The following is a 10426-nucleotide window of genomic DNA, read 5'->3' as shown; positions in this document are numbered from 1 at the left end:
AGCTTGGTCTCAGCAGACCAGTTATCCGAATTGCGTTTTTTTGACATGGCATTACCTACTAAATTGACTTGTTTCAGCCAATTATAAAGGGTTGAGGTAGGAATGCTCTCTTGCCTAGCTAGTTCGCTAAGACTCAATGTGTTGTCACTATGAAATTTATTGATCACTGCGTTCTTACGCTCTAGTGAATAACGGCCCATAAATAGTATCCTTACCGCTCTCTTGATTTAAATTTAGAGGGTGACAACTATCCTGACATAGAGAGACTTAGCTAATGCTTTATTTCATGATTTACGATTTACTGAACAGAATGAAATAATTGAAGATTTTGTGCTAAATCAACAGCCTTTTAAAGAGTCATCTATTTTAGTGGTTGATGATAATTTTGGTTGTGGTTCATCTAGAGAGGCAGCCGTTTATGCATTAGTTGAGTTTGGTATCAAAGTCGTTATAGCTCCTAGTTTAGGTGATATTTTTCATAATAATTGCCTTAAAAATGGTTTATTACCAATTGTTTTGGAAGAGCAAGATTTTGACTTAATTCGTGAGCTCATGGCTGATAACGAAAAGTTGTATTTATGTGTTTCTTTAGAAAAGCAGCTTATAAGTGTTGAAAAACAATCTTCTAAAGGACAACAAATAACTGTACCGTTTAAGGTTGAAAGTTTTTGGCGAGATTGTCTGTTAAAAGGATTTGATGATCTAGCCTTGACTCTTTCAAGAATGGATGAGGTTTTAGCGTTTGAGAAAAAATATCAACAATCCTATCCATGGCAACTTATTAACGCTCTTAATTAGGAACGAAGATGGTCAGTATTAAAAACAAATCTGAACTTAACACAGAGTTACTTGTTGATGTCGTGATTGTTGGTGCAGGAGCTGGGGGGCTGACAGCTGCCTTGTCTGCTAAAGATGAAGGTTTGGAGGTGTTGGTTTTAGAGAGAAATAACACACCTATTGGTAATACTTCGTTATCTGCTGGATTAATTCCAGCTGCAGGCACCGAGCTTCAAAAAGAAAAAGGAATAGTGGACTCAGCTGAGTGCTTTGCGCGTGATTTAGAAAGAAAAGCTCAAAATCAAAGTAATTCTATTGTAGTTAAGGCTGTGGCTGAGGCTTCAGGACCCACTATCGATTGGTTAACAAATCAGCATCGTTTGACCTTGTCTTGTATCGATAGTTTTACCTATCCAGGTCATTCGGTTTGTCGGATGCATGGTCCTTTAAGTCAGTCCGGAGCGGATTTGCACTCAATGTTACTTAACGCCGTAGATGGGGTTGGCGTTGATGTCTTAATGGAGGCTTTAGTTGAAGATTTATACATTGATGACAAAAAAAATATTGTCGGTGTGGGTTTTACAAGACCAGATGGTTCATACGAACAAGTTGCATGTAGTGCTTTGATTCTTGCATGTAATGGTTTTGGCGCAAACCATAAGTTAGTAAAAAAATATATACCTGAAATAGCGGATGCAGAATACTGTGGGTATGAATTAAATGTTGGGCACGCTTTGTTATGGGGACAAGCTTTAGGCGCTAAATTAGCCGATTTGACAGCTTATCAAGGACATGCTTCGGTATCAGTTTCTCATAAGGCATTAATAACTTGGGCAGTGATAGCTCAAGGTGGTATTCAGTTAAATATAAACGGTGAGCGTTTTGCTAATGAAGTACAAGGTTATTCAGAGCAAGCAGCACAAGTTTTATTACAACCAGAACAAAAAGTTTGGAATATCTATGATGAGCGTTGTGAGCAAGCTGCGTTAGCTTTTGAAGAGTATCAAGAGTTAAAAAAAGCTGGTGCTATTAAAGTAGCTGAATCAATTGAAGAACTGAGCAATTTGACAGGTATCGAGTTAGAACAGTTAAAGGAAACCTTAAAACAGGTTGAGCTTTACTCTCAAGAAGGGGGTGATCCTTTAGGCCGAGAATTTACTCAGCCAGCATTGCAAGCGCCATACAGAGCAGTTTGCGTAACTGCAGGGCTGTTTCATACTCAGGGTGGGTTAGATATAAATAAAAAAGCACAGGTATTACAAGAAAATGGTGAACCATTTCACAATTTATTCGCTGTTGGCGGTGCTGCTAGAGGTCTAAGTGGAAGGGAGGCTTCTGGTTATCTCTCAGGTAATGGGCTTTTATCAGCAGTAGTGTTAGGTCGAATTGCGGGCCTATCAGTTAAAAATGTGTATTTAAAAAATTAGGAGATAGTAATGAGTAGTTCATTAAAGCGTCGTGATTTTATGAAGTTTGGTGTGGCGGGTGCCGTTGCTACTGCGTTTCCCAATATTCTTAAAGCAGCTGATGCGCCCACTATTAAAATCGGCATTTTACAGCCTGTGTCGGGCCCTTTAGCGATGGATGGTGAATATGGTCGTTTAGGGGCTGAGCTAGCAATTAAAAACATTAATGAAAACGGTGGTATTAAGTCTCTAGGAGGTGCAAAACTAGAGATGGTTTTCGCGGATGCGCGCTCAACTCCTGAGGTTGCCGTACAAGAAGTTGAGGTTTTGAAGTCAAAAGGTGTTGTAGCGATTGTTGGTGGTTTTTCTAGTGCTATCTGTTTAGCAGCGAGTCAAGCAGCTTATCGTCATAACTTACCTTATTTAGTCGATGTTGGAGTTACGGATCAGATTATTGAAAGAGGGTTGAGCAATACTTTTCGTTTTAGTCCCGGATTCTCTATCGTAACAAAATCAGCTATTGATAAGTTAGTTGAATTAAATAATGGGATAGGTAATCCTGTTAAAAAAATTGTTTTAGTTCATGAAGACGGGTTGTTTGGATCAGGTATGGCTAAGCTGATGGCGGAAGAGTTACCTAAGCATAATTTCGAAATTTTGGACTCTATTTCACATCCGACACCAGCTCGAGACATTTCAAACGTTGCTTTAAGAATTCGTTCATTACGTCCAGATTTGATTATTCCATCTTCTTATTACGCTGAAACTGTTCTATTGTTACGTACTTTGGCACAACAGCGAGTTAAGTTAAAAGGTATTTACTCTGTATTAAACGGAGCTGCTTCCAATATGAGGTTTGTTCGTGAGTTTCCTGCAGCAGCCGAGTTTATTATGGATTGTAATCATTGGGATGATCCTCATAAAGCGCGTGCTGCTGAATTAAGAGCACAAGTTAGGAGTATGAACAAAGAATGGATGTACAACGTGCCATTAAATTACTCAAGTGTATTGTTGTTGGCCGATGCTATAGAAAATGCAGCTAGTGTTGATAGTGACGAAATTATTGAATCATTAAAAAATTCGACATTCGAAGATCATGTAATGCCATATGGACCAACGCAGTTTGTTAATGGTCAAAATATGGGTGCTCAGCCTGTGGTGACGCAGGTGCAAGATGCGGAGGTTAAAGTTATTTCTCCTGAGCAATTTGCTAATGCTAAGGCGGTATTTCCGATAAATGGATAGCAATTAAGGAGCATGATGGGATGTTTTCGATCAGTATTATTTTAGAGTCCATTATTAATGGTTTGTTAACGGGATCAGTCTATGTGCTGATTGCGTTAGGACTGACATTAGTGTATGGGGTACTCCATATTATTAATTTCTCACATGGCGCTATGTTGGCCTTTTCAATGTATTTGGTTTATACATTAAATCTATATTTTGGTTTAGACCCTTATGTCCAGATACCAATTCTCGTTCCATCATTATTCCTTTTGGGTTATTGCATGCAGCGATATATTATCGGTCCTGGGAGTCATGGTAAAGATGAGAATATTTTGCTAATTACTTTAGGAATTTCTATTGTTATTGAAAATGTGTTGTTGGCAACGTTTCGTTCGGATATTAGAACGATTCAGACAGATTACTCATTTGATGTATTTGAAGTTGGCTCTTTTATTTTTTCTCAGGCACGGGTATTTGGTTTAGTAGGCTCGTTATTGACTGCAGTAGTTCTGTGGGCTTTTATGCGTTCCACAGATACTGGTAGAGCAATCCGAGCTGTAGCTAAAGAAAAATTAGGAGCCCATTTGGTTGGTATAAGAGTTAACCACATTTATGCAGTAACTTTTGGTATTGGTTTCGCTTGTTTAGCGATTGCTGCTTGTCTATTATTACCGTCATTTTATGCTAGCCCAAATGTAGGCGGTGCGTTTGTATTGATCGCTTTTACTGTTGTGGTTTTAGGAGGGATGGGCTCTGTGGTGGGTGCTGTTGTTGGTGGCCTTTTAATAGGGGTAATAGAAAGTTTAAGCGGATTATTTTTGGGGGAGAGTTTAGGGCAAATTGGCATCTTCCTGACTTTTATTTTGGTTTTACTATTTAAACCAACAGGTATTTTTGGAGTAAAGGCATGAAGGTAAATAATTACTACGCCATGTTTGGGCTGTTGTTTTTATTATTAATTGTTCCCTTAATTTGGCAATCAAGCGCAGCTCTTAATTTTCTAACTTTTACTTTAATAATTTCAATAGGTGCTATTGGTTGGAACGTCTTAGGAGGTGTAGCCGGGCAGGTTTCTTTTGGACATGCTGCATTTTTTGGCGTGGGAGCTTATTTTATTGCGCTTTGGCAAGTTAATTTTGGACTGCCAGCGTGGCTAGGATTCATCTTCGCTATTGGTGCGGGAATGGTTGTTGCTGTAATTATTGGCTATCTGTCGTTTAGGGCAGGTCTGCGAGGTTCTTATTTCGCCTTAGTTACTTTGGCTTTTGCAGAGGTATGCCGAGTTTTAGCAAATTCTTTCTCGTTTACTGGTGGGGCATCTGGTCAGCTTTTGCATATCGATTATGGGTTTAGTTCTTTACAGTTTGAAAATCCTTTGTATTTTTATTTGTTTGTCTTAGCACTATTGTGTATTGCTTTATCTATTGCAATGAAGATTAGTCATTCTCGTCTAGGAGCACAATTAATTGCTATTAAAGAAAATGAAGATGCAGCTAAGGCTTTGGGAGTTGATACTCTGAAAAGGAAGTTACAGGCGATAGCGATTTCGGGTGGACTGACTGCTACAGCTGGTGCTTTATACGTTCAATATTTCTTATATATAGATCCCATAATTGCATTTAGTCCAAAAATGTCAATTGAGGTTTTATTAGCCACAATGGTTGGTGGTCTGGGCTATGTATTAGGGCCTTTGGTAGGAGCGTTTTCTTTGCATATTTTAGGTGAAGGAGTCAAGCTGTTTGTGGGAGATATACCGGGCGTTGATATAGCTATTTATGGTTTAGTGCTCATAATAGCGGTAAGTTTCTTGCCGAGAGGATTATTAAGTCTCGTTGAAAAATATAGTTCAAAAAAAGTTGAAAAGTAGGAGGCATGATGTTAGAAGTAAAAAATGTTGTGATGAAGTTCGGTGGGCTAACAGCTATTGATCATGCTTCTCTGAAGGTTAAAAAAGGCAGTATTACAGGGTTGATTGGTCCAAATGGAGCGGGTAAAACAACCTTGTTTGCAGTGACTTCAGGATTTTTGAAACCAACTGATGGGAAGATAATCTACCGAGATAATGATATTACTAAGTTACCTAGTAATGTTCGGGCGGAAAAAGGTATCACGCGGACATTCCAAATTGTGCAACCTTTCGCTGGATTAAATGTTCTAGAAAATATTATGGTGGGGGCTTATTTGCGTAATGTTCACCGAGAAGACGCGAAAAAGAAAGCGATTCAGATCGCTGAGCTTGTTGGATTGACAAGTTATCTTGAGAGGTCAGCCCAAGATCTAACCGTTTCTGGGCGCAAACGTCTTGAGGTGGCTAGAGCTTTAGCGACTGAGCCGGAGTTAATACTTCTCGATGAGGTATTAGCTGGTCTTAACCCTTCGGAGTTGAGAGATATTATTCCTGTGATTCGACAGATACAAAGTTCTGGTATCACGATTTTAATGATTGAACATGTGATGCAGGCTGTTGTGAGTTTATGTGATTATGTTTATGTTTTAAATCAAGGAAAAATGATCGCTGAAGGAGTGCCTTCGGATGTTGTTGTAAATCCTGTAGTGATAGAAGCTTATTTAGGGCAAGGAGCTACTAATCGTTTAGCGCAAGAGGCAAAATTAAATGCTTAAAATAAAAAACTTAAAAACTGGCTACGGACCGACTGAAATTTTACGTGGTATTGATTTAAATATTGCAAATCATGAAATGGTGGCTGTGCTAGGTGCGAATGGAGTAGGCAAAACGACATTAAATATGGTTTTATCTGGCATTCTTCCTATATGGGATGGGGAGATTTTTTTTAATGGTGAACCATTGCCTAACAAATCGGATGCGATTGTAGATGCTGGTTTGATTCATGTTCCAGAAGGGCGTAAGATTTTTCCGAATTTGACTATACGAGAAAATTTGATGCTAGGCGCGTATAAAAGAGGCAAGAACAATATTAATAAAAATCTTGAATACATATACGAAATTTTCCCTAGATTAGAGGAACGACAAAGCCAGTTTGCGGGGACATTATCAGGGGGAGAGCAACAGATGCTAGCGATTGGTCGAGGATTGATGGCGGAGCCATTATTTTTAATATTAGATGAGCCTTCTCTTGGTTTGTCGCCGTTAATGGTTGAAGAGATGTTTAATTTGATTGTGAAGCTGCATCAAGATGGATTGCCGATCATGTTAGTGGAACAAAATGTTATTCAATCCTTAGAGCACGCAGATAGAGCTTATATTTTAGAAAATGGCAAAGTTACTATGTCAGGGGACGCTAAAGAGATTAGTCAGAATCCAGAATTACGACAAGCTTATTTAGGGATGTAGGAGAGAGTAGTGAGTTTAAAAACATGTTTTCATAACAAAGAACTAGTATTGGCGCCTGGTGTTTATGATGCTTTTAGTGCATTAGTTGCTAGTAAGTTTAATTATAAAGCACTTTATGTGTCTGGAGCAGGCATTGCTTATACTAAATTAGGAAGACCTGACGTTGGATTAGTCAGTATGACAGAGGTGGCTGAGTCGATCCGTTTTATTGCCGATCGAGTAGATACACCACTTATTGTTGACGCTGATAATGGTTATGGCAATGCTTTGAATGTGCAGAGATGTATTCGATTGTTTGAGAATTCGGGCGCTAAAGCTATTCAATTAGAGGATCAAAGTTTACCTAAAAGATGTGGTCATTTGAAAGGTAAATCGCTAATCAGCACACAAGAAATGGTTGGAAAAATTAAAGCAGCTGTCGATACTAGAAAATCTGATGAATTATTGATTATAGCTAGAACAGATGCAATTTCTGTTGAAGGCTATAATCAAGCGATTGAAAGAGCGTCACTTTACGAAGAGGCTGGAGCTGATTTATTATTTATTGAGGCGCCGCAAAATCTTGAGCAATTAAATAGTATCGCAGAGCGATTCTCCGGGCAGATTCCACTATTAGCTAATATGGTCGAAGGAGGGGATACACCAATTTTAACAGCAGAAGAGCTTTATGATATAGGATTCAGTTTAGTGATATTTCCTGGTGGAGTTGTCCGAGCTATCTCTAAAACATTAGAGCAGTATTATGCGTCATTGAGTCAGCATGGAAATAATGTGCCATTTGCAAAAAACATGAATGACTTTAAAGAGTTAAATCTTATGTTAGAAACTGATGAGTTATTAACATTATCTCAAAAATATGAGTAATAGCTGTGCGTGAATGTTTTTAAATTCATTGTTTTACTGTGTATCGATAATATACAGTAAAACAATATAATTAAATCTTTTAAGTATTTGGTCTAAAAAAGTTTTTTCAGACACGTTTTACTTCTGGTATCCAGCCTAAACATGCTGCAAAACTAAGAGCTCAGCTTTTACTTTTAGATTCGAAGATGAAAATGCCTATGTTGTTGACTATCAAGACTATCATTAGGAGAGAAAAATGAGAATGTACAATCTCAGCTATTTGCTCAGTATGAGGGCCAGGCACATCAATCGCTCCGTTGTAATATTCTAAAAATTCTTCACGACAGCGTGCCAATCTACCGCCAACCCGTGCGCCGAAATCAGCGCCTTTGGGGTATCCTGATAAAGTGGCTTCAGGGAAGACGATTAGTTTTGCTCCCAGATCGCTTGCTTCCTGAGTTTTTTACAAGTTTAGCGCAAGTTGCATCTCGATCAAATGGGATGGATGACATTTGTACTACTGCACGCATCATATCTGCGTATTTGTGAGCTAAAGCAGGAGCTAAGCCATGAATTGCGTAAGCACCTGTTTTATCTTTAATCGCTTCAATAAACGTTTGATGTTCTGGCATATCTCTCATTGCCTGGTTAAGTGAATAGCTGTCTCCACGCATACCTATAATTGAATTTCAAGGGAAAGACCATAGGCGAATGGTGATTGCGAGAGATCCAAGTGTACTAATGGAGTATGTTGCAGCTAGACGGCAAATGGTTATTGATATGCTGCCTCAATTACGTTCTATGTATAACCATGCGGCAGGAAAATTATGGCAATACTGTTGCTCTGATTTCTTCAAAGCGCGAAAATTATGGTTTGATCATCGAGAGTGAAGAGTATGCAGCTCATCAAGGAATGCTGTTTGAGGCAGTTTGGATGGCTAGCGAGCCAGCATAACATGAGAATAGGTTATAGAGAGTCAAGTTAATCGTCGCTCTAGAGTCGATTATATCTAGTCATAAAAACACCTTAATTGCGTCATAAAATCTTCATCGTTCTTATTCTACAATGGATATAATCTATTTTCATAACGTTTAAGTTGAGTTAATGAAACTATTATCAGTACTAATTCTTAGCCTCTGCGCTGTTCAATCGGTCTATGCCAATGATGAACGTAGTTGGATGGTGAGTGGTGATGAGCTTATGTACAATTTAAGTGCTAATGAGTCAAGCCAAAATTTAACGTTAGCGCCGTCTCTGTTAAATGCTCGGGCTCAAGGCTATATTGTGGCAGTGATGGACTCAAGGGATTGGTGTATGAAGGGGGAAGTTTTGCCTCATGATGTCTACGATCGAGTGTATAGCTATTTAAATTCTCTTGATAAAGATGTCTTAAGTATGAATGCGAGTGAGCTTGTTAATAATGCGTTAGAAACTTATTGCGAATCTTAAATTTACTCATTCACTTTTTTACCCATTTGCTAGGTTCGAATCATGGGGTAATCACCCCATTTTTAATAGCAGTTGGCAGTAGAATTATTTAATTTATGTGATGTAATTTTTGCCTCGGTGTGATGCCACCTAATGCCATGTTGGGGCGTTCGTTATTATAAGTCCAGAGCCAAGCAGTCGCTCCGTGCTGAACTTCTTCTAGACTGTTAAAGGGATTCTGGGTTAACCAGTCATAACGTACCGTCCGATTATAGCGCTCGACATATGCGTTTTGCTGTGGATTCTGAGTGTAAATCAACGTGATATGCCGCTTAGCTGCCCACTCTAGGAGTGTTTTACTGATGTATTCTGGCCCATTATCACATTGTAGGTACGCAGGCTTGCCCGCCATCCGATGATTTGGTCCAACACTCTCGTGATTCGTTCAGCAGGCAAAGAGAAGTCTACTTCGATGCTTAAACCCTCATGGTTAAAGTCATCCATTACGTTAAATAGACGCAGCCAGCGACCGTCAGCCAGCGGGTCATGTATAAAATCCATCGGCCATACTTGATTGATCGCAATAGCAGTACTGAGTGCCTTAGGACTCTCATGTACAATACGTTTCTTAGGTTTGATACGCAAGTTTAACTCGAGTTCGTGATAGATTCGCTAGACTCGTTTGTGGTCCCACTTAAAGCCTTTCATGTTACGTAAATACAGGAAGCATAGGTCAAAGCCCCAGTTACGTTGAGTAGTAGTCAACCGAATCAACCAGTCAGCAATGACCTCGTTCTCATCGGCTTGTTTAGGCTGGTAGTAATAACAGCTTTGGCTGATGCTAAACACCTCGCATGCCACTCGTATGCCCGCTCTAAATTGCGTGACTGCGTGTTGCGCCATCCCTTTGCGTCGAGATGGCGTTACCACTTTTTTAGATGGCCTCACGAGCGATCTCAGCCTTCAGACGCTCTTCGGCATACATCTTTTTAAGAAACTGATTCTCCGCCTCAAGTTCTTTAAGGCGAGACATCATGGAGGCACCCATGCCATCGTATTTAACCCGCCACTTGTAGAGCGTGGCGCTGCTCATACCATGCTCTCGGCACAGCTCCGGCACAGGCGTACCGACTTCGGCTTGTTTAAGAATCGCCATGATTTGGCTGTCGGTATATCGTGATCTTTTCATTGAATTTCCTTTATAAGGAATTCTACTTCTAATTGCTATGGTTGAAGTGACCCCATAAAGTTGGACGGTTAGTTTTTATAAGGAGGACTGATTTCTGTATTGCACAGGACTCAGCCCCTTTAGTTTTGTACTTACTCTTTCATGATTATAGTAGTAAATATACTCATGAATCCGTTTCTCTAACTGTTCAATGCTAGTAAATTTTTCACGATAGAACAATTCACATTTAAGTGTACCGAAGA

General features: G+C 39.4%; 13 protein-coding genes and 2 pseudogenes. 10 read left to right on the top strand and 5 right to left on the bottom strand.

Going from position 1 to position 10426, the window contains the following annotated elements; translation table 11 throughout:
* Positions 1-200 (bottom strand): transposase (locus B092_RS0110730; protein ID WP_018573803.1); only part of this gene is annotated, 200 nt, incomplete at its 3' end.
* A gap of 79 nt (positions 201-279) precedes the next feature.
* Between B092_RS0110730 and leuD the strand changes: the two are divergent.
* From leuD to B092_RS0110690, 8 genes and pseudogenes are all read left to right on the top strand, one after another.
* Positions 280-798: pseudogene (gene leuD, locus B092_RS14245) on the top strand (3-isopropylmalate dehydratase small subunit); the annotation flags it as partial.
* A gap of 8 nt (positions 799-806) precedes the next feature.
* Positions 807-2204 (top strand): FAD-dependent oxidoreductase, encoded by a 1398-nt coding sequence (locus B092_RS0110720; protein ID WP_018575241.1) that lies wholly within the window; start codon positions 807-809, stop codon positions 2202-2204.
* 9 nt (positions 2205-2213) lie between these two features.
* Positions 2214-3428: an ABC transporter substrate-binding protein gene (locus tag B092_RS0110715; protein ID WP_018575240.1), complete on the top strand. Its 1215-nt coding sequence runs from the start codon at positions 2214-2216 to the stop codon at positions 3426-3428.
* Between the two features lie 20 nt (positions 3429-3448).
* Positions 3449-4321 carry a branched-chain amino acid ABC transporter permease gene (locus B092_RS0110710; protein WP_018575239.1) on the top strand — a complete coding sequence of 291 codons (873 nt, stop codon included), beginning with the start codon at positions 3449-3451 and terminating at the stop codon, positions 4319-4321.
* Positions 4318-5277: a branched-chain amino acid ABC transporter permease gene (locus B092_RS0110705; protein ID WP_018575238.1), complete on the top strand. Its 960-nt coding sequence runs from the start codon at positions 4318-4320 to the stop codon at positions 5275-5277. The genes B092_RS0110710 and B092_RS0110705 overlap by 4 nt, the downstream gene beginning before the upstream one ends.
* 8 nt (positions 5278-5285) lie before the next feature.
* Entirely contained in the window at positions 5286-6032 is a 747-nt protein-coding gene (locus tag B092_RS0110700; protein ID WP_018575237.1) for an ABC transporter ATP-binding protein, read from the top strand.
* Positions 6025-6723 (top strand): ABC transporter ATP-binding protein, encoded by a 699-nt coding sequence (locus tag B092_RS0110695; RefSeq protein ID WP_018575236.1) that lies wholly within the window; start codon positions 6025-6027, stop codon positions 6721-6723. Before B092_RS0110700 ends, B092_RS0110695 begins: the two co-directional genes overlap by 8 nt.
* Before the next feature lie 9 nt (positions 6724-6732).
* Entirely contained in the window at positions 6733-7587 is an 855-nt protein-coding gene (locus tag B092_RS0110690; protein WP_018575235.1) for an isocitrate lyase/PEP mutase family protein, read from the top strand.
* A gap of 160 nt (positions 7588-7747) precedes the next feature.
* Here the strand turns inward: B092_RS0110690 and B092_RS16085 are convergent, their stop codons facing one another.
* Both B092_RS16085 and B092_RS0110685 read right to left on the bottom strand, forming a co-directional pair.
* Positions 7748-7993 (bottom strand): hypothetical protein, encoded by a 246-nt coding sequence (locus tag B092_RS16085; protein WP_232244353.1) that lies wholly within the window; start codon positions 7991-7993, stop codon positions 7748-7750.
* Positions 7980-8198 (bottom strand): hypothetical protein, encoded by a 219-nt coding sequence (locus B092_RS0110685; RefSeq protein WP_018575234.1) that lies wholly within the window; start codon positions 8196-8198, stop codon positions 7980-7982. Before B092_RS0110685 ends, B092_RS16085 begins: the two co-directional genes overlap by 14 nt.
* 179 nt (positions 8199-8377) lie before the next feature.
* Between B092_RS0110685 and B092_RS15490 the strand changes: the two genes are divergently transcribed.
* Entirely contained in the window at positions 8378-8521 is a 144-nt protein-coding gene (locus B092_RS15490; protein ID WP_018575233.1) for a hypothetical protein, read from the top strand.
* Between the two features lie 150 nt (positions 8522-8671).
* Positions 8672-9016, top strand: coding sequence for a Rap1a/Tai family immunity protein (locus B092_RS0110675; protein WP_018575232.1), 345 nt, complete (start codon positions 8672-8674; stop codon positions 9014-9016).
* An 88-nt stretch (positions 9017-9104) separates the two neighbouring features.
* Here the strand turns inward: B092_RS0110675 and B092_RS14240 are convergent.
* Both B092_RS14240 and B092_RS15195 read right to left on the bottom strand, forming a co-directional pair.
* Positions 9105-10184, bottom strand: a pseudogene (locus tag B092_RS14240) (IS3 family transposase).
* 75 nt (positions 10185-10259) lie between these two features.
* A partial coding sequence (locus B092_RS15195; RefSeq protein WP_156813074.1) for an IS3 family transposase occupies positions 10260-10426 on the bottom strand: 167 nt, incomplete at its 5' end.

Origin of the sequence: Oligella ureolytica DSM 18253 (assembly GCF_000373745.1) — a bacterium.
GTDB classification, from domain to species: Bacteria; Pseudomonadota; Gammaproteobacteria; order Burkholderiales; family Burkholderiaceae_B; genus Oligella; species Oligella ureolytica.
This window is presented reverse-complemented; position numbering and strand designations above follow the sequence as displayed.

What these genes read in the sequence shown, in the direction of transcription:
- B092_RS0110720 (WP_018575241.1), top strand. Translation starts at nt 807, where the DNA reads ATGGTCAGTATTAAAAACAAATCTGAACTTAACACAGAGTTACTTGTT.
- B092_RS0110715 (WP_018575240.1), top strand. Translation starts at nt 2,214, where the DNA reads ATGAGTAGTTCATTAAAGCGTCGTGATTTTATGAAGTTTGGTGTGGCG.
- B092_RS0110710 (WP_018575239.1), top strand. Translation starts at nt 3,449, where the DNA reads ATGTTTTCGATCAGTATTATTTTAGAGTCCATTATTAATGGTTTGTTA.
- B092_RS0110705 (WP_018575238.1), top strand. Translation starts at nt 4,318, where the DNA reads ATGAAGGTAAATAATTACTACGCCATGTTTGGGCTGTTGTTTTTATTA.
- B092_RS0110700 (WP_018575237.1), top strand. Translation starts at nt 5,286, where the DNA reads ATGTTAGAAGTAAAAAATGTTGTGATGAAGTTCGGTGGGCTAACAGCT.
- B092_RS0110695 (WP_018575236.1), top strand. Translation starts at nt 6,025, where the DNA reads ATGCTTAAAATAAAAAACTTAAAAACTGGCTACGGACCGACTGAAATT.
- B092_RS0110685 (WP_018575234.1), bottom strand. Translation starts at nt 8,198, where the DNA reads ATGCCAGAACATCAAACGTTTATTGAAGCGATTAAAGATAAAACAGGT.
- B092_RS15490 (WP_018575233.1), top strand. Translation starts at nt 8,378, where the DNA reads ATGCGGCAGGAAAATTATGGCAATACTGTTGCTCTGATTTCTTCAAAG.
- B092_RS0110675 (WP_018575232.1), top strand. Translation starts at nt 8,672, where the DNA reads ATGAAACTATTATCAGTACTAATTCTTAGCCTCTGCGCTGTTCAATCG.